The following is a 16,310-nucleotide window of genomic DNA, read 5'->3' as shown; positions in this document are numbered from 1 at the left end:
AATATGTCGACCGTAGCCGTCACTGACGAAACCTTTGACGCCGAAGTTAAGAACTCGGACGTTCCCGTTGTTGTGGATTTCTGGGCCGAATGGTGCGGACCCTGTAAGCAGATCGGTCCCGCACTGGAAGAACTGGCCAGTGAATATGGCGGCAAGGTGAAAATCGCCAAGGTTGATGTGGACAGCAACCCGAACGCCGCCGCCGCCATGGGCGTGCGCGGCATCCCGGCGCTGTTCATCTTCAAGGATGGCCAGGTGGTGTCGAACCGCGCGGGCGCAGCCCCGAAGGCCGCCCTGCAAAGCTGGATCGACGAATCAATCTGATCTCGCCGCAGTAGTGAAAACAAGAAGGCGCCCGAACCGGGGCGCCTTTTTTCTTTAGGTCAGCGCTAAAAAAGAAAAAGCCGCGCGGGGCTCCGGGCGACTATTTCGGGTTAATGATCTTGGGTCAGATCAGATATTGGCGATGTCCGCGCGCACCAGACCGATATCTTCCAGCTGTGCGTCGCTGAGTTCCGACAGCAGCTTGCGGGTTTTGCGGCCTTCATTCCAGTCGGCGATTTTGCCGATGGTTGCGGTGATCGCGTCCACTACGTGCAGGATGGTAGCTGCTCCGAGCGGCGCATGGATATTTGCAGTGGTTGCCATGTGCGCAGTCCTTATATGTGAAACAGCCGACCCGTTGTCGGTTGTGAGGCTGATGTAGGACCAACGGCTGAGTCCTACAATTGCTTGTTCGACAGCCCCGAATTGCGCTCTGTGCATATCTTTTGGGCAGTTTTAGAACGGGTTGCGCCGATCTCGCGCCCGGCCCATATATAACGCCGACAGAAACGGAGGCCCTCATGGCAGACAGCGACTTTCCCGGTTGGCATGGCACAACGATCATTGGCGTCAAAAAAGGCGGGCAGGTCGTCATTGCCGGGGACGGGCAGGTCAGTTTGGGCCAGACCGTGATCAAGGGCACCGCCCGCAAGGTGCGCCGCCTGTCGCCCGGCGGGTTCGAGGTGGTCGCGGGGTTCGCCGGATCCACGGCGGATGCCTTCACGCTGCTGGAACGGCTGGAGGCCAAGCTGGAAGCCACACCTGGTCAACTGGCCCGCGCCTCGGTCGAGCTGGCAAAGGACTGGCGCACCGACAAGTATCTCCAAAAGCTTGAGGCGATGCTGATCGTCACCGACGGCAAGGACCTGTTGGTGATCACCGGGGCAGGGGACGTGCTGGAGCCCGAGCATAACGTGGCCGCCATCGGATCGGGCGGTAACTTTGCGTTGGCCGCCGCGCGTGCGATGATGGACAGCGACAAACCGGCCGAGGATGTCGCCCGTCAGGCGATGGCAATTGCCGCCGATATCTGCGTCTATACCAACGGCAATCTGACGGTTGAGACCATATCAGGCTAACAGTGCCTTGATCTCTTTGCCTTTCCAGCGGAGGTGCATTCCGATCAGCCCCATGATCGCGGTGGCGATCACGATGTAATAGGGCAGGCGGATGTCGATGCTCATTAACCCTCCACCGATCAGGGACATGACCCCTCCGGCCAGACAGAAGACGGCTGTGCAAACCCCCATGACCCAGCCCTGATCTGTGTCACTGACGGCAGACGAGAACAGGCCCAGCAGCGTCGGGTAGGAGACGCCGAAGAAGAAGTAGAAGAAGAAGACGGGGATATAGCTCAGCACACCGCTGGGACTGAAGGCAAAGCCAAAGCCGCAGATCACCATGACCACCAGCGAGAAATAGATGATCTGGTGTTTACTGAACCTCTGCTGCGCGGGCTTCACCAAGAAGGTGCTGGAAAAGGCCAGCGCGAAACCGATCACGACCATGGCCATGCTGCCGCCGATCACGCCGTAACCCCAGGCGCTGGTCAGGAAATTGTCGACGAAGACATAGAAGGTGACGTTGGCGATCATGAACAGCGCGTAGACCGGCAAGATTTTCAAGACCATCGGATGCCCGCGCACGGCAATCAAGCTGTCGGTGATGTCGCGGGGGCGAAAGACAAAGGGTGCGCGCTCGGTCCGGGTTTCTTTGAAAAATGTGGTCACAAGGAAGATGGCGATCACGACCAGAACAAAAGCCCCATAGAACGGGGTTTTCAGCGTCGCCGCGCTGCCCAGCAGGGCCGCATCAGACAGGACCGCGCCGATGATGGGCCCTCCGACTAGACCAAAGCTGACGCCGGTGACAATATAGCCCATGTTGCGATCCCGGTCGGCGGCATCAGTACTGCCATCGATCATCGCCGCCTGCGCGATGGGCTGGTTCCCGGCGGTGAATCCGGTGATCGAGCGACCCACGATCAGCATCAGCAGACTGTTCATGTAAAGCGCGGCGATGGTCAGCGCATAACCCGCCAGCGCCCCGCCCAGACAGATCAGCAGGGCATTCTTGCGCCCGATGGAATCCGATACTTTGGACACATAGACCACCCCCAGAAACCACGACAGAAAGAAGCATCCGATCACCAGCCCGTAATAGAAATGCCGCCGCCCCATGGGGGTGTTTTCCGGCAGGAAGCCGGATTTGGTCTCCATGATCAAAGAGTTGATGATGGGAAAGACCAGCCCCTGTCCGATCAGGTCCACAAACACCACAAACAGCAGGGTGATCTTGGCTATTTTCGTCATCTGCGCGCTCCTGACCCTTAACGTGTTGATATCACTGTAGCAGAGCGCATGGCATTCACCTATGGAAAGCATTTGCAAACCGGATGGGGCATTGCTAAGCAACGCCGCCGATGTTGTTTTCGCCTGTGCGGTGACTACGTAAGCCAAACCGCTGATCGAAAGGACCACACCCGTGACCGACCTGACCCCGCGCGAGATTGTCTCGGAACTGGATCGCTTTATCATCGGGCAGAAGGATGCCAAACGCGCCGTCGCCGTGGCGCTGCGCAACCGCTGGCGGCGCAAGCAGCTGGCCGATGATATCCGCGATGAGGTTTATCCCAAGAACATCCTGATGATCGGCCCCACCGGCGTCGGCAAGACCGAGATCAGCCGCCGTTTGGCAAAACTGGCCCGCGCGCCCTTCATCAAGGTCGAGGCCACAAAGTTCACCGAGGTCGGTTACGTGGGCCGCGACGTGGAACAGATCGTGCGCGATCTGGCGGATGCGGCGATCATCCAGACCCGCGAATATATGCGCGAGGATGTGAAAGCCCGCGCTTATCAGGCCGCCGAGGACCGCGTGATTGCCGCCATCGCCGGGGAAGACGCCCGCGAGGCCACGCGTGAGATGTTCCGCAAGAAACTGAAAGCCGGCGAGCTGGACGATACCGAAATCGAACTGGAGCTTTCAGACAGCTCGAACCCGATGCCGATGTTCGACATTCCCGGCCAGCCCGGCGGGCAGATGGGGATGATGAATCTGGGCGACATCTTCGGCAAAGCCTTTGGCGGGCGCACCGTCAAGAAACGCATGACCGTCGCCGACAGCTATGACGCGCTGATCGGGGAAGAGGCTGACAAGCTGCTGGATGATGAAACCGTCAACCGGGTGGCGCTGGAATCGGTCGAACAGAACGGCATCGTCTTTCTGGACGAGATCGACAAGGTCTGCGCCCGCGCGGAAGCGCGCGGCGGCGATGTCAGCCGCGAAGGGGTGCAGCGCGACCTGCTGCCTCTGATCGAAGGCACAACCGTGTCCACCAAGCACGGTCCGGTCAAAACCGACCATATCCTGTTCATCGCCAGCGGCGCGTTCCATATCGCCAAACCCTCGGACCTTTTGCCGGAATTGCAGGGGCGTTTGCCGATCCGTGTCGAGTTGCGGGCGCTGACCGAAGAAGATTTCGTGCGTATCCTGACCGAGACCGATAACGCGCTGACCTTGCAATACACCGCCCTGATGGGCACCGAAGAGGTCACCGTCAGCTTCACTGAGGACGGCATCGCTGCGCTGGCGAAAATCGCGGCAGATGTGAACCAGAGCGTCGAAAACATCGGCGCGCGGCGGCTTTATACCGTGATGGAACGTGTGTTCGAGGAACTATCCTTCACCGCGCCCGATCAGGCCGGGGCCGAAATCACCGTGAATGCGCAGTTTGTCGAGGACAATCTGGGCGAGCTGACCAAGTCCACTGATCTCAGCCGTTACGTCCTGTAAGCCCGATAACCTGCCGCTCATTTCGCCTGACCCGCAATGTCCGACTGGACGCGGGGGCAAAATGCGATAGCGTAGCCGCGAACCGCTTCTGGAGCCCGCTGTGTTGCGCTATCTGACCCTTCTGTTTGTACCCCTCTGCCTGTCCGCCTGCGTGGACCGCTCGGTGACCGAGACCGTGCCCGCGGCGCTGACCATCGGCACGCCGGAAACCGTCTTCGCCACCACCACCCGGGCCCGCGAAGCCGACGGAACCTATGGGTTCCGGCGCGGCGAGAGGTTGCAGTTTCTGGAAACCACCGTCTCAGTCCCACCGACCCATACGCCGGGGACCCTCAAATTCTCTTACGCCAACCCGGACCCGCAAAAACAGTTCGTGCTGGCAGGCGTGACCGAGTTCGACGGGCCGCAGGATTTCAGAACCCGCCTGCGCGGGACCGAGGAAGTGACCATCTTTGTACACGGCTACAACTCGACCCAGACCGAAACCCTGTTCCGCGCGGCGCAGCTGACCCATGACATCGGCATTCCGGGCTCGATCCTGGTCTATTCCTGGCCCAGCCGTGCGACGGGTTATGGCTATGCCTATGATCTGGACAGCATGCTGTTTGCCCGCGACGGGTTGGAGCAAACCATTCGCGAGTTGAAATCCATGGGCGTCCGCCGGGTTCTGCTGGTGGCGCATTCCATGGGCGGCGCCCTGTCGATGGAGATGATGCGGCAGGCGGAACTCAGCGAGCCGGGCTGGGCCAAACGGAATCTGGAAGGTGTGGTGCTGATCTCGCCCGATCTGGATATCGACCTGTTCCGCTCGCAAATGTCCCGGATCGACAACCCGCCTGATCCGTTCATCGTGATGGTGTCGCAAAAGGACAAAGTCCTGAACATCTCGGGCCGTTTGCGTGGCACGGCGGATAGTGAGAGGCTGGGCAATATCAGTTCAATTGACGAACTGGCCGAATTTCCGATCAGCGTGATCGACACAACCGCGTTCAGCGGCGATGCGGGCTCGTCGCATTTTGTTGCCGCAACCTCTCCGGCGTTGCTGGCGATCCTCAGTTCGGTGCGCCGGGTCAGCAATACCTTCGGACCCGATGAACGTCCGGGGATCGACATTCTTGTGCCGCCCAGCCAGCGCAACCCCGACGGGGCCACCGAAATCACTCTGACCGGAACAGGGCAGGCCGAGGTCAGCACCCCGTGACGCAGTTCAGCCTGCGCCGGTATCTGCTCCGGAACGCAAGTTGGCTGGGCGCGGGGGTTCTGCTGACATTCCTTTCCAGCTTCGGGCAGACGTTTTTCATCTCGGTCTTCGCCGGTGAAATCCGCGCCGAATTCGGGCTGAGCCATGGGGCCTGGGGTGGGCTGTATACGCTGGGCACCACCGCTGCCGCGATTGTGATGATCTGGGCGGGCGGGCTGACCGATATCTTCCGCGTCCGCGTTCTTGGCCCGGCGGTGTTGTCGGGGCTGGTACTAGCCGCGCTTGCGATGGCGCTGAACACGTGGCTGATCCTGCTACCGCTGGTGATCTTCCTGCTGCGCCTGTTCGGGCAGGGGATGAGCACCCATCTGGCGCAGGTCGCGATGGCGCGCTGGTTCACCGCGACGCGCGGCAAGGCGCTGTCCATCGCCACGGCCGGGTATGCGGTGGGCGAGGCGCTGTTGCCGCTGATCTTCGTGGCGCTGATGACGCTGCTGGACTGGCGCTGGCTGTGGGTCCTGGCGGCGGGCATTACGGTGCTGGGCATTCCCTTGCTCATGCGCCTGCTGCGTCAAGAAAGAACACCACAGGCCCTGTCGGACGCGTTTTCCGCCACCGGTATGCAAAACCGCCATTGGAGCCGTCGCGACGCCCTGCATAACCCGCTGTTCTGGTTCATGGCCCCGGCGGTTCTGGGGCCGTCGGCCTTTATCACCGCGTTTTTCTTTCATCAGGTCCATCTGGCCGAGGTCAAGGGCTGGCAGCATCTCCAACTGGTCGCTCTATTCCCGGTCTTTACCGGTGTGTCCGTGCTGTCGATGTTCGCTGCTGGCTGGGCGCTGGACAAATGGGGGACGGCGCGGATGATGCCGTTTTACCAGCTTCCCATCGCCCTTGGTTTTGTCATCCTTGGAACGACCGGTTCAATCAGCGGGGCGCTTCTGGGGCTGGTGTTTCTGGGCCTGACCGTGGGGGCCAACAGCACCTTGCCCAGCGCCTTTTGGGCCGAATTCTACGGCACGCGCCATATCGGTGCGATTAAGGCAATGGCGACTGCGGTGATGGTTCTGGGCTCGGCCATCGGGCCGGGGCTGACCGGGTTTCTGATCGACAAAGGCGTGTCGCTGGACACCCAGTTTCTGTGGATCGGAGGGTTTTTCGTGATGATCTGCGCGCTGGTCTGGACCGGCGTCTCCCGCGCCGTGCGCGCGTTTTAACGGGTGCGCCGCAGATAGACGTAGTAGGCCCCGTCGCCGCCATGGCTGATATGGGCGGGCGCAACCTGCATCACCGCTTGCGCCAGCGGCGGGATCGACAGCCAATGCGGCACCTGATTGCGCAGCACGCCGCGCGGGGTGGGGATCGGGCCGGGATCGTCCCGGTCCTTGCCCTTGCCGGTGATCACCAGAACCAGCCGCTTACCCTGCGCCTGTGCGGTCAGAATGAACCGGATCAGGGCGGGATGGGCATTGTCCACCCGCATGCCGTGCAGGTCCAGCTTGCCCTCGGGTTTAAGCTTGCCCCGTTTCATCCGGCCAAACGCCTTGGTGTCCATCTGCACCGGCATCGATCGCAGCGTGTCCGTGACCGAGGGTTTCAGGCTGTTGTTGCTTGGCTTTTCCAGGCGGGCCTGCCCCAACTCAAACGCTTCGATCCGCGTTTTGGGCAGTTTTTTGGGCTTGGGTTTGGGCAGCGAGATTGGATGGACTGTCTGCGGGAGTTCCGGGTGCAACCGCTCGGTCTGTTTGGCGACCTTGCGCCAAAGATCGATCTCCTCACTGGTCAGTTTGCGCCGGGTCATCAGAATTCATCCGGCAGCAGCGCATAAGCGCGCTGGATCGGCAGCAGGATCACCATCCGGCCCGGGTCCTTGAGTTTTCCGGCGGCCTCTCCGGCCTTGTCCCCGGTGCCAAAAAAGATATCGGCGCGCTGTGCGCCCTTGATAGCGGCCCCGGTGTCTTGCGCGATCATCAACCGGCGTAGCGGGGTTTTGCCGTCCTTTTCCACCCAGACCGGCGCACCCAACGGGGTAAACGCCGGGTCGGCGGCAATGCTGCGCATCGTGGTGACGGATCGGTTCATCGCCCCCAGCGGTCCAAGCTCTGGCGCAACTCGCGTCACCTCGCGGAAGAACACATAAGAGGGGTTGTGAAACAGCAGTTCCGCCCCAGCCTCGGGGTTCTTGCGCACCCAGGATCGGATCATCTGGGCGCTGACCTGATGCGCACCCAGCGCGCCTTGCCGGATCAGCTCCGCACCGATCGAGCGATAGGGATGCCCGTTGGCCCCGCCATAGCCGACCCGCATGCCGCTTCCATCGGGCAGCCGGATGCGGCCCGAGCCCTGAATCTGCAGAAAGAACAGCTCGACCGGGTCATCGACCCAGGCGATTTCCAGACCCCGGCCTTGCATCGCGTCGCCGGTCAGAATCTCGCGTCGGCTGAGCCAGACATCCGCCGCGCGCGCCTCGGGCGGCAATTTGTAGAGCGGGTATCTGAAACGCTCCGTGCGGGTTCTGGACCCATCCAGTTCAGGCTCGAAATAGCCGGTGAACAGCGCATCCTTGCCGTCTTCGACCAGCACCGGGCGAAAGAACAGCTCAAAGAACGACCGCGCCGCATCTGGTTCATAGGTCCGCGCCACAGCGCACAAAGCGCGCCAGTCCGGGTTATCCAGATCGCCACAGGTGTTCAAAAAAACCGAAAGGGCCGCGCCGTGATCATCCTCGGCCCAGCCCTGCAGGTCATCAAACGACAGAATGGATCGCGTCACCTCGGCTCCGGCGGCGCTGGAGGTGGTCATGACGCCCACCAGAAAAAGCGACCGGAGAGCGGCAATCATGCGTCCGTGGCAACAAGCAGCCAGTTCGGATCGTCCTTGCCCATGACACGGGCAAAGGTCCAGCTGTCCTTTTGGCGTTTGACGGTGTTGGGGTTGCCTTCGATGATGTCACCACCGCGATCCCGCACGACCGAGGTCAACTCGCCCACAAAGCGCATGGTGATTTCAGCCTCGTTGGTGTCTTTGTCAAAGCGCACATCGGACAGGGTGGTTTCGCGCACGCCGATGAACTCGGCCTCGATAGTCAGACCCTTGTCTTCGCGGTCGGCGACAACCGAAACGAAAGTGTCAAACACCTCTTCCGACAGGAAAGGCTGGATTTCGTCCAGATTGCCCTTTTCAAAGCCCATCACGATCATTTCATAGGCACCGCGCGCGCCCTGCACGAAATCGCTGACCGAGAATGCGGGCTCGACCCGTTTCATCGCTGCAAGCGTTTGGGCCTGTTCGCTGTCCTCGGGGACATGATCGGTGATGTCGTGATCCGGTCCGCCCTCGATCACCTCGAAATCGCGCCGCGCGGTGCTGGTATCGGGCTGTTGTGGCAGGGGCGGTTTTTCAAACCCTTCGCGCGTGCCCAACACGCTTTTCAGGCGCAGGATCAGAAAAACAGCTATGCCAAGAAGCACCAAAAGCTGGATCATGGGTGAGTTCATTTCATCCTCTTTTCAGAACCGAGACTTTGTGTACGCGGCCTCATGCCACTATGTAGGTGACAGGGGGCGGCAAGTCCACAGCCCGGCCTTAGGGAAAGGATAGCGCAAATGTATCTGTTCTTGGCATTTTTATTGGTGCCGATCATCGAAATTGCCCTGTTCATTCAGGTCGGTGGCCTGATCGGCCTGTGGCCCACCCTTGCGATTGTCGTTCTGACAGCGGTTTTGGGCACCTTTCTGGTCAGGACACAAGGTCGCATGGCGCTGGGACAACTGCAGCGATCCTTTGCCGAGCTGGACGACCCGACCGAGCCGCTGGCCCATGGCGCAATGATCCTGCTATCAGGCGCGCTGCTGTTGACGCCGGGCTTTTTCACCGATGCCGTTGGTTTTGCCCTGCTTATTCCGGCGGTGCGCATGGGCGTGTTCCGCTATCTCAAGTCCAAAGTCACCGTGGCGCAGTTTCAGATGGGGCCGGGGCCGGGCTTTCACAGCCGGGGCGCGCCGCAGGATCAGGGCGATATAATCGATGGCGAATTCACCGAAGTCCGCCCGCGCAAGGACCCGTCAAAGCCTTCGAAATGGGTCGAAGGTCCGTGACCTGCATTGAGGTGCCGCGCCCAACTTGCTAAGCAGTGGCGAATTTCATTTTTGGAGTAGATCCATGGCCGAAGAAAACGCCGCAGAAAACACCGCGGCCCAAACTGCCCCTCAGGTTCAGATGCGTGTTCTGGGACAGTTCATCCGTGACATGTCGTTTGAAAACGTGATGGCGCAAAAGGGCGTGTCGGGCGAAGTGCAGCCCGAAATTCAGGTTCAGGTGAATCTGGATGCCAAGAAGCGCTCGCAGGACCATCAGTTCGAGGTGTCGATCAAGCTGAACCTGAAATCCAAGGCCAAAGGTCTGGAAGATGTTCTGTTCCTGTGCGAGATCGACTATTGCGGCCTGTTCCACGTGGAAGGCGTTGCCGAGGATCAGCTGCATCCGTTCCTGCTGATCGAATGCCCGCGCATGCTGTTCCCGTTCCTGCGCCGTATCGTCAGCGACATCACCCGCGATGGCGGCTACCCGCCGGTGAACCTGGACAATATTGATTTCGTGGCGCTGTACCGCAACGAATTGATGCGCCGTCAGGCCGAACAGGCGCAAAAGACCGACGCCTGAGTGTTTGACCCGCGCCTGATCGGATCAGGCGCGGGTCCACAGGGCGCCGTCGCCCAACTTCTCCACAAAAGCCTCATGCGCCGCGCGTTCTTCGTCAGTAATCCGCGAAGGCAACGCTGTGTCGCGCGGCATTGGACGCCAGTCCTCACTACCCCCGCTGCCCGAGCCCGCCGACGCCGACAGCCCGAAATCCGGCTGCCGCCCGCCGATCAGTTCCAGATAAACCTCGGCCAGAATCTCCGAGTCCAGAAGCGCCCCGTGCAGCACCCGGTTCGAATTGTCGATGTTGAACCGGCGACACAGTGCATCCAATGAGGCCGGAGAACCCGGAAACCGTTTGCGCGCAATCGCCAGCGTATCCAGCGCCTGATCCATTGGAATGGGTGGCAGGCCCATCCACCTGAGTTCCGCGTTGAGGAATTTCATGTCGAAGGACGCGTTGTGGATGACCAGCTTGGCGTCACCTACGAAATCGCGAAAGCCCTGACCCACCTTGGCAAAAACCGGCTTGTCCTTCAGCGTGACCTCGCCCTTTTCCGGCGGACGCGGGGTTTCCAGCAAGTCGGGACCGATGCCGTGCACGCCGAACGCCTCTTCGGGCATCGAGCGTTCGGGGTTGATATAGACATGGTAGGTTTCGCCCGTGGCGACATGGTTCCAAAGCTCAACCGCGCCGATCTCGACAATCCGGTCGCCGCTTTCGGGGTCGAACCCGGTGGTTTCGGTATCCAGTACAATCTCACGCATCTGCCAGCCCCGCCCGTATCTGCCTGACCACATCCTGCACCTGCGCGCGGGCGTGGTCCAGCGTATCCGTCACGATCACGTAATCCGAGCGCGCGCATTTTTCGTCATTCGGCATCTGTTTGGCGCGGATCTGTTCGAACTGCGCCTCGGTCATCGTGCCGCGTTCCATCACGCGGCGCTTTTGCTCCTGTTCCGGGATCGAGACACAGGCGACCGCGTCCATCGCCGCATCTCCGCCCGTTTCAAACAGCAGGGGGATGTCGAAGACCAGAATATCGGCCGTGGCGCTTTCGCGAAACATGGCCCGGTCGGCGGCGACCAGAGGGTGCACGATACCCTCGATTACCTTCAGCGCTGCCGGGTCGGCGGCAATAATCCCCCTTAGCGCATCGCGGCTGACCGCACCGTCCTGAATAGCCGAAGGAAAAGCCGCGCCCATCGGCGCAACCGCCGCGCCACCTGGTGCATAAAGCCGATGCACCGCCGCATCCGCGTCCCACAGCGCGCACCCTTCCGCGACAAACATCTGCGCCGTGGTGCTTTTGCCCATTCCGATAGAGCCGGTCAGGCCAAGCGCGAAGCTCATGCCATGACCGCCGCGCGCAGATCGTCATCGACCTCGGGCCGCACACCGAACCAGCGTTCAAAGCCCGGAATTGCCTGATAGAGCAACATGCCAAGGCCATCCACGGTGGTACATCCGGCCTCTTCCGCTTGCTGCAAAAGCTTTGTTTTCATAGGCGTATAGACCAGATCGGTGACAACCGCGCCCGGCTGCAGCCCGTCCAGCGGCACCCGCAGGTCTGGCTGGCCCTGCATCCCCAACGAGGTCGTGTTGACCACCAACTCCGCGTTTTCAATGACATTGCCCGCCTGCACCCAGTCGACCACGGTGATCCGCTGGCCGAATTCCTCTTTCAGATGATCCGCGCGGGTGCGGGTGCGGTTGGTCAGCAGAATCTCGGGCACGCCGGCATCGGCCAGTGACTGCAGCACCGCCCGCGCTGCACCACCCGCGCCAAAGACCACAGCAGGTCCGTCCTGCGCGTTCCAGTCGGGCGCGCCGCTGCGCAGGTTCTCCATGAAGCCATAGCCATCGGTGTTATCGGCATGGATCGAGCCATCCTCGCGGAACACCAGCGTATTCGCCGCACCGATGACGGTCGCCCGGTCCGACACATGGTCGGCGATGCGCAACGCGGCCTCCTTATGCGGAACTGTCACATTGGTGCCGACAAACCCGGCCTTGGGCAGGGTGCGCAGAACGGTTTCCAGATCGGCGGGGGCCACATCCATCGGAACATAATGCCCCGGCAGCCCATAGGTTTTCAGCCAGTGCCCGTGCAGCTTGGGCGACCGTGAATGCCCGATGGGATGCCCGACAACCCCGGCCAGAGGAACCCGATAGTCCGTCATTGATCGATCACCCCTTTGACAGCCAGATAGTTGAGCAGCTCCAACAGTGGCATACCCAAAACGTTAAAGTAATCGCCGTCAATGGTTGCAAACAGCCGCACGCCTTCTTCCTCAAGTTTATATGCGCCCACCGCATGGCGAATACTGTCCCAATTGCGCGCCACGTATTCGCGCAGATAGGCATCCGAACTGGCCCGCATCCGCAGGCGCACCTGCCCCACATGGCGCCAGATCGGCTCACCATCCTGACAGATCACCGCGGCAGACAGCAACATATGCCGCTTGCCCCGCATCGCCTTGAGCTGCGCAAGCGCATCCTCGGGGGTCTCCGGCTTGGACAGCAGGTGACCTTCGAAATCCAGCACCTGATCGCAGCCCAGAACCATCGCACCCGGCATCTTGTCACTGATCTTGCGGGCTTTCATTTCCGCCAAAGCATCGGCAACATCTCGTGGTGGCGCATCTTCAACCAGCAGTGCCGCCTTTACCGCGTCTTCATCCACGCGCGCGACCTGAACAGTAAACGGCACGCCTGCCTTTTCCAGCAGCTCCGCGCGAATGGATGACCCCGAAGCCAGAATGATGGGGACAGACATGTGGACAACCCCGTGTGCAAATCATTGAGCGTTCCTGAACGGTTTGTATGGTTTTCCGGTTGACACGCAACCCCGGGATTTTCGCGCAAAACTTCCCCGAGTCGCCCGAACTCTGTCCATCCGGGACAAGGATAAGTTGCCTAGTCAGGATAACTGGGATTTCCGCAGATACCCCATGATTTATCCCCAAGGTGCAGTAGAAAATCACATTTTAAGTATTTGTAAAAAATCAGTTTTTACTGAAACTAACAGAATCATCCGAAAATCCGGGAATTCTGTCCACCTGGGGAAAACTACAGGGCAAAAAAATAATCCACGGAAATCCTGCACCCTACAAAACCATCATCCTTTTTCTTTTCTTATTTTTTTATTAGGGAGGGTTTCGAACAACGCCCCGAGGCCGGAATGACCGATCTTCTTTTCACGCTATACCCCTGGGTGAAGGCAATCCATATCATGGCCGTGATTTCATGGATGGCCGGGCTGTTCTATTTGCCCAGACTGTTCGTCTATCACGTGGAAAAGGCGCAGGCTGTCGAGGGCGCGCAGGACATTTTCTTTGAAATGGAAGAAAAGCTGCTGCGCGTGATCATGCGCCCAGCGATGATCGTGGCCTGGGTTTGCGGGCTGATCATGGTGTTCACCCCGGGCATCGTCGGCTGGGACTGGGCCTGGCCCTGGGTCAAAGGGGCGGCAGTTATTGCCATGACCTGGTTCCATCACTGGCTGATGGCCCGACGCAAAGATTTCCTTGAGGGGCGAAACAAGCTCACTGGGCGGCAGTATCGCATGATGAACGAGGTTCCGACCGTTTTGATGATTGCCATCGTTCTGGCGGTCGTTCTGAAGTTCTGAGGGGTGTTTGACTCTCGGTCAGTAACCGCTTACTTATCGCTTAACACGCCCGTCCGGGCGACGTGTCTTCCATATTGAAATTCTATCCCGTGCCGCGCGTCAAGCGGCCAAGGTTCGTATCATCATGTCCACTGACTCCCTGAATCTGGCTGATCTCAAGGCCAAAAGCCCCAAAGACCTTCTGGCGATGGCCGAAGAGCTGGAAATCGAAAACGCCTCGACCATGCGCAAGGGCGAGATGATGTTCCAGATCCTGCGCGAACGCGCGGATGACGGTTGGACCGTTGGCGGCGACGGCGTGCTGGAAGTGCTGCAGGACGGGTTCGGCTTTCTGCGCTCGCCCGAGGCGAACTATCTGCCCGGCCCCGATGATATCTATGTCTCGCCCGACATGATCCGTCTGCACTCACTGCGGACCGGCGACACCGTGGAAGGTGAGATCAAAGCACCGGATGAAAACGAGCGCTACTTTGCGCTGACCAAGGTCACAAAGATCAACTTTGAAGACCCTGAGAAAGCCAAGCACAAGATCCTGTTCGACAACCTGACGCCGCTGTACCCGGATGAGCGGCTGAAGATGGAGATCGAGGACCCGACCATCAAGGACAAATCGGCCCGCGTGATCGACCTGGTTTCGCCCATCGGGAAAGGCCAGCGGTCGCTGATCGTGGCGCCGCCGCGGACCGGTAAGACGGTGATCTTACAGAACATCGCGCACTCGATCGAACAGAACCACCCCGAGTGTTACCTGATCGTCCTGCTGATCGACGAACGCCCGGAAGAGGTGACGGACATGCAGCGCTCAGTGAAGGGTGAAGTTGTCTCCTCGACCTTTGACGAACCCGCAACGCGCCACGTGGCCGTATCCGAAATGGTGATCGAAAAAGCCAAGCGTTTGGTCGAACACAAACGAGATGTTGTTATTCTTCTCGATTCGATCACAAGACTTGGTAGGGCCTTTAACACTGTGGTCCCGTCCTCGGGTAAAGTTCTGACTGGTGGTGTGGACGCAAATGCCCTGCAGCGGCCCAAGCGGTTCTTTGGTGCGGCGCGGAATATCGAAGAGGGTGGCTCGCTCACCATCATCGCTACCGCGCTGATCGACACCGGCAGCCGGATGGACGAGGTTATCTTTGAAGAATTCAAAGGCACCGGTAACTCAGAAATCGTGCTGGATCGGAAAATCGCCGACAAGCGCGTGTTCCCGGCCATCGACATCCTCAAATCCGGCACACGGAAAGAGGATTTGCTGGTCGACAAGGGCGATCTGGCCAAGACCTTCGTGTTGCGTCGCATCCTGAACCCGATGGGCACCACCGACGCCATCGAGTTCCTGTTGTCAAAGTTGAAACAGACCAAGACAAACGGCGAGTTCTTCGATTCGATGAACACCTGACACAGGTCTTAACGCACGCGAGGCCTTCGAATGGACACGATATTCGCCTTGGCCAGCGCGCAGGGCAAAGCTGGTGTTGCTGTTATCCGCTTGTCGGGACCGGGCGCGCATGCAGCTGCGTCTGGGCTCACCGGAGGCGCTCTGCCGCCGCGCGGGATGAATCTGCGTACCCTGCGGGACCGGGATGGATCACGGCTGGACGACGGGCTGGTCCTGACCTTTCAGGCCCCGGCCAGTTTCACCGGTGAAGATGTGGCCGAGTTGCAAATCCATGGCAGCACGGCCTCGGTGAACGCGGTGTTGCGTTGCCTGTCCGAGACCGAGGGCCTGCGGCTTGCAGATCCCGGCGAGTTCACCCGGCGGGCGCTGGAAAACGGCAAGATGGACCTTACACAAGTCGAAGGTCTGGCCGATCTCATCGATGCGGAAACCGAAGCGCAGCGCAAACAGGCCCAGACCATTCTGGCGGGCGGGCTGGGTACGCTGGCCGAGCGCTGGCGGCGCGATTTGATCCGGGCGGCTTCTTTGTTGGAAGCCGTGATTGATTTTGCGGACGAGGATGTGCCGACCGATGTGACGCCAGAAGTGCGCATGCTGGTGACCGGCGTGATGGATGACCTCCGGCAACAGGCGGATGGCGTCAAAATCGCCGAACGAATCCGCACCGGGTTTGAGGTCGCCATTGTCGGCCTGCCCAACGCGGGAAAGTCCACATTGCTGAACGCGCTGGCAGGGCGCGAAGCCGCGATTACGTCAGAATACGCAGGGACCACGCGGGATGTGATCGAAGTGCGGATGGATCTGACCGGCCTGCCTGTCACCCTGCTGGACACGGCAGGATTGCGGCAGACCGAGGATTACGTTGAAAATCTGGGGATCGAGCTGGCCCGCAAACGCGCGGATCAAGCTGACCTTCGGGTGTTTCTGACCGACACGCCCGACCAGTTGGGCGTCGCGATGCAAGACGGGGATATTCAGGTTTTGCCGAAAGCGGACCTCCGGCCTGAGTCAATTGGCGGGATTTCCGGAAAAACGGGGCAGGGGATCGATGCACTCATTTCCCAGATTTCGCGTGTTCTTGGTCAACGAACCACTAGTTATGGTATTGCGACCCGCGAACGCCACCGTGTTGCGATCCTCAAGGCCGCTGATGCGCTGCAGGCCGCAATGGCGGTTCTGGAATCAGGCCCGGACCTGTATGATATCGCTGCCGAAGAGCTTCGAACGGCCATTCGAGCCCTTGAATCTTTGGTCGGCCGCATAGATGTCGAAAACCTGCTGGACGAGATATTCTCCAGTTTCTGTCTGGGTAAGTGAGGAG

The 16,310-nt window shown here is 60.1% G+C and carries 19 protein-coding genes; 10 read left to right on the top strand and 9 right to left on the bottom strand.

All coding sequences use genetic code 11. The annotated features are described in order from the left end of the window. The first annotated feature begins 3 nt into the window (after window positions 1-3). Window positions 4-324: a thioredoxin gene (gene trxA, locus ACR0JN_RS10490; protein WP_480611835.1), complete on the top strand. Its 321-nt coding sequence runs from the start codon at window positions 4-6 to the stop codon at window positions 322-324. 129 nt (window positions 325-453) lie between these two features. Here trxA and ACR0JN_RS10485 read toward each other — a convergent pair whose 3' ends face one another. After that, window positions 454-648 (bottom strand): DUF1127 domain-containing protein, encoded by a 195-nt coding sequence (locus ACR0JN_RS10485; protein WP_480818115.1) that lies wholly within the window; start codon window positions 646-648, stop codon window positions 454-456. 197 nt (window positions 649-845) lie between these two features. Between ACR0JN_RS10485 and hslV the strand changes: the two genes are divergently transcribed. Next, window positions 846-1,403, top strand: coding sequence for an ATP-dependent protease subunit HslV (gene hslV, locus ACR0JN_RS10480; RefSeq protein ID WP_480885456.1), 558 nt, complete (start codon window positions 846-848; stop codon window positions 1,401-1,403). Here hslV and ACR0JN_RS10475 read toward each other — a convergent pair. Then, window positions 1,395-2,636: an MFS transporter gene (locus ACR0JN_RS10475; RefSeq protein ID WP_480885455.1), complete on the bottom strand. Its 1,242-nt coding sequence runs from the start codon at window positions 2,634-2,636 to the stop codon at window positions 1,395-1,397. The genes hslV and ACR0JN_RS10475 overlap by 9 nt on opposite strands. A gap of 172 nt (window positions 2,637-2,808) precedes the next feature. Here ACR0JN_RS10475 and hslU point away from each other — a divergent pair, with 172 nt between their 5' ends. The 3 genes from hslU to ACR0JN_RS10460 all read left to right on the top strand — a co-directional run bounded on the left by hslU (window position 2,809) and on the right by ACR0JN_RS10460 (window position 6,534). Beyond that, window positions 2,809-4,116, top strand: a complete 1,308-nt coding sequence (gene hslU, locus ACR0JN_RS10470) for an ATP-dependent protease ATPase subunit HslU (RefSeq protein WP_480885454.1) — start codon at window positions 2,809-2,811, stop codon at window positions 4,114-4,116. A 100-nt stretch (window positions 4,117-4,216) separates the two neighbouring features. Beyond that, window positions 4,217-5,317 (top strand): alpha/beta hydrolase, encoded by a 1,101-nt coding sequence (locus ACR0JN_RS10465; RefSeq protein ID WP_480885453.1) that lies wholly within the window; start codon window positions 4,217-4,219, stop codon window positions 5,315-5,317. Beyond that, on the top strand, window positions 5,314-6,534 hold the full coding sequence (locus ACR0JN_RS10460; protein ID WP_480885452.1) for an MFS transporter: 1,221 nt from the start codon (window positions 5,314-5,316) through the stop codon (window positions 6,532-6,534). Before ACR0JN_RS10465 ends, ACR0JN_RS10460 begins: the two co-directional genes overlap by 4 nt. Here the strand turns inward: ACR0JN_RS10460 and ACR0JN_RS10455 are convergent. From ACR0JN_RS10455 to ACR0JN_RS10445, 3 genes are read right to left on the bottom strand one after another with little or no spacing between them, the layout of a single operon-like run. After that, on the bottom strand, window positions 6,531-7,118 hold the full coding sequence (locus ACR0JN_RS10455) for a Smr/MutS family protein (protein ID WP_480885451.1): 588 nt from the start codon (window positions 7,116-7,118) through the stop codon (window positions 6,531-6,533). The two genes, ACR0JN_RS10460 and ACR0JN_RS10455, sit on opposite strands and share 4 nt — an antisense overlap. Next, on the bottom strand, window positions 7,118-8,158 hold the full coding sequence (gene mltA / locus ACR0JN_RS10450; RefSeq protein ID WP_480885450.1) for a murein transglycosylase A: 1,041 nt from the start codon (window positions 8,156-8,158) through the stop codon (window positions 7,118-7,120). The genes ACR0JN_RS10455 and mltA overlap by 1 nt, the downstream gene beginning before the upstream one ends. Continuing rightward, window positions 8,155-8,814: a Tim44/TimA family putative adaptor protein gene (locus ACR0JN_RS10445; RefSeq protein ID WP_480818107.1), complete on the bottom strand. Its 660-nt coding sequence runs from the start codon at window positions 8,812-8,814 to the stop codon at window positions 8,155-8,157. The genes mltA and ACR0JN_RS10445 overlap by 4 nt, the downstream gene beginning before the upstream one ends. Window positions 8,815-8,922: 108 nt before the next feature. Here ACR0JN_RS10445 and ACR0JN_RS10440 point away from each other — a divergent pair, with 108 nt between their 5' ends. Together ACR0JN_RS10440 and secB are read left to right on the top strand one after the other, a co-directional pair. Further along, entirely contained in the window at window positions 8,923-9,414 is a 492-nt protein-coding gene (locus ACR0JN_RS10440; RefSeq protein WP_480885449.1) for an FxsA family protein, read from the top strand. Window positions 9,415-9,478: 64 nt separating this feature from the next. Further along, on the top strand, window positions 9,479-9,979 hold the full coding sequence (gene secB / locus ACR0JN_RS10435; RefSeq protein WP_480818105.1) for a protein-export chaperone SecB: 501 nt from the start codon (window positions 9,479-9,481) through the stop codon (window positions 9,977-9,979). A 24-nt stretch (window positions 9,980-10,003) separates the two neighbouring features. Here the strand turns inward: secB and dnaQ are convergent, their stop codons facing one another. Genes dnaQ through ACR0JN_RS10415 form a run of 4 tightly spaced genes read right to left on the bottom strand, consistent with a single transcriptional unit; the run spans window position 10,004 to window position 12,738 of the window. Next, entirely contained in the window at window positions 10,004-10,726 is a 723-nt protein-coding gene (dnaQ, locus tag ACR0JN_RS10430) for a DNA polymerase III subunit epsilon (RefSeq protein WP_480885448.1), read from the bottom strand. Beyond that, on the bottom strand, window positions 10,719-11,312 hold the full coding sequence (gene coaE, locus ACR0JN_RS10425; RefSeq protein WP_480885447.1) for a dephospho-CoA kinase: 594 nt from the start codon (window positions 11,310-11,312) through the stop codon (window positions 10,719-10,721). The genes dnaQ and coaE overlap by 8 nt, the downstream gene beginning before the upstream one ends. Beyond that, window positions 11,309-12,142, bottom strand: a complete 834-nt coding sequence (locus tag ACR0JN_RS10420; protein ID WP_480885446.1) for a shikimate dehydrogenase — start codon at window positions 12,140-12,142, stop codon at window positions 11,309-11,311. Before ACR0JN_RS10420 ends, coaE begins: the two co-directional genes overlap by 4 nt. Then, complete coding sequence (locus ACR0JN_RS10415) at window positions 12,139-12,738, bottom strand: Maf family protein (protein ID WP_480885445.1); 600 nt, start codon at window positions 12,736-12,738, stop codon at window positions 12,139-12,141. The genes ACR0JN_RS10420 and ACR0JN_RS10415 overlap by 4 nt, the downstream gene beginning before the upstream one ends. A gap of 405 nt (window positions 12,739-13,143) precedes the next feature. On the opposite strand from ACR0JN_RS10415, the gene ACR0JN_RS10410 reads away from it, so the two are divergent. From ACR0JN_RS10410 to mnmE, 3 genes are all read left to right on the top strand, one after another. Beyond that, complete coding sequence (locus tag ACR0JN_RS10410) at window positions 13,144-13,593, top strand: CopD family protein (RefSeq protein ID WP_480885444.1); 450 nt, start codon at window positions 13,144-13,146, stop codon at window positions 13,591-13,593. A gap of 124 nt (window positions 13,594-13,717) precedes the next feature. Continuing rightward, window positions 13,718-14,989 (top strand): transcription termination factor Rho, encoded by a 1,272-nt coding sequence (gene rho, locus ACR0JN_RS10405; protein ID WP_480818099.1) that lies wholly within the window; start codon window positions 13,718-13,720, stop codon window positions 14,987-14,989. 30 nt (window positions 14,990-15,019) lie between these two features. After that, window positions 15,020-16,306, top strand: a complete 1,287-nt coding sequence (mnmE, locus tag ACR0JN_RS10400; RefSeq protein ID WP_480885443.1) for a tRNA uridine-5-carboxymethylaminomethyl(34) synthesis GTPase MnmE — start codon at window positions 15,020-15,022, stop codon at window positions 16,304-16,306. The last annotated feature ends 4 nt before the right edge of the window (window positions 16,307-16,310 follow it).

It is taken from the genome of Ruegeria sp. G12, assembly GCF_056533565.1.
The sequence above is the reverse complement of the archived record's forward strand: the minus strand, read 5'-3'. Positions and strand labels throughout refer to the sequence as shown.

Coding starts and splice junctions, on each gene's coding strand:
- dnaQ (WP_480885448.1), bottom strand. CDS start 10,726: ATGCGTGAGATTGTACTGGATACCGAAACCACCGGGTTCGACCCCGAA.
- ACR0JN_RS10445 (WP_480818107.1), bottom strand. CDS start 8,814: ATGAACTCACCCATGATCCAGCTTTTGGTGCTTCTTGGCATAGCTGTT.
- ACR0JN_RS10455 (WP_480885451.1), bottom strand. CDS start 7,118: ATGACCCGGCGCAAACTGACCAGTGAGGAGATCGATCTTTGGCGCAAG.
- coaE (WP_480885447.1), bottom strand. CDS start 11,312: ATGAGCTTCGCGCTTGGCCTGACCGGCTCTATCGGAATGGGCAAAAGC.
- rho (WP_480818099.1), top strand. CDS start 13,718: ATGTCCACTGACTCCCTGAATCTGGCTGATCTCAAGGCCAAAAGCCCC.
- trxA (WP_480611835.1), top strand. CDS start 4: ATGTCGACCGTAGCCGTCACTGACGAAACCTTTGACGCCGAAGTTAAG.
- ACR0JN_RS10475 (WP_480885455.1), bottom strand. CDS start 2,636: ATGACGAAAATAGCCAAGATCACCCTGCTGTTTGTGGTGTTTGTGGAC.
- ACR0JN_RS10485 (WP_480818115.1), bottom strand. CDS start 648: ATGGCAACCACTGCAAATATCCATGCGCCGCTCGGAGCAGCTACCATC.
- mltA (WP_480885450.1), bottom strand. CDS start 8,158: ATGATTGCCGCTCTCCGGTCGCTTTTTCTGGTGGGCGTCATGACCACC.
- hslV (WP_480885456.1), top strand. CDS start 846: ATGGCAGACAGCGACTTTCCCGGTTGGCATGGCACAACGATCATTGGC.
- ACR0JN_RS10415 (WP_480885445.1), bottom strand. CDS start 12,738: ATGTCTGTCCCCATCATTCTGGCTTCGGGGTCATCCATTCGCGCGGAG.
- secB (WP_480818105.1), top strand. CDS start 9,479: ATGGCCGAAGAAAACGCCGCAGAAAACACCGCGGCCCAAACTGCCCCT.
- ACR0JN_RS10410 (WP_480885444.1), top strand. CDS start 13,144: ATGACCGATCTTCTTTTCACGCTATACCCCTGGGTGAAGGCAATCCAT.
- ACR0JN_RS10420 (WP_480885446.1), bottom strand. CDS start 12,142: ATGACGGACTATCGGGTTCCTCTGGCCGGGGTTGTCGGGCATCCCATC.
- mnmE (WP_480885443.1), top strand. CDS start 15,020: ATGGACACGATATTCGCCTTGGCCAGCGCGCAGGGCAAAGCTGGTGTT.
- ACR0JN_RS10440 (WP_480885449.1), top strand. CDS start 8,923: ATGTATCTGTTCTTGGCATTTTTATTGGTGCCGATCATCGAAATTGCC.